This is a genomic window from Streptococcus oralis subsp. dentisani, assembly GCF_002096335.1.
GTDB classification, from domain to species: domain Bacteria; phylum Bacillota; class Bacilli; order Lactobacillales; family Streptococcaceae; genus Streptococcus; species Streptococcus oralis_Z.
Genome location: NZ_NCUW01000017.1, coordinates 1 through 260, shown reverse-complemented (window position 1 = coordinate 260; position 260 = coordinate 1). Strand labels below are relative to the sequence as shown.

Here is a 260-nt window from a genome sequence, read left to right as displayed (position 1 = left end):
GCACTTGCAGATGTGCTTGCACTTACTGAAGCACTCGTTGAAGCAGATACGCTCGCTGACGTGCTAGCACTTACTGAGGCACTGGTTGAGGCAGATGCGCTCGCTGATGTACTTGCACTTACTGAGGCACTCGTTGAAGCAGACGCACTCGCTGACGTGCTAGCACTTACTGAGGCACTGGTTGAGGCAGATGCGCTCGCTGATGTACTTGCTGATACTGAAGCACTCGTTGAAGCAGATACGCTCGCTGATGTACTTGC

1 pseudogene is annotated in these 260 nt (G+C 53.1%); it reads left to right on the top strand.

The features are described from left to right. Window positions 1–260: pseudogene (locus B7709_RS10175) on the top strand (hypothetical protein); the annotation flags it as partial.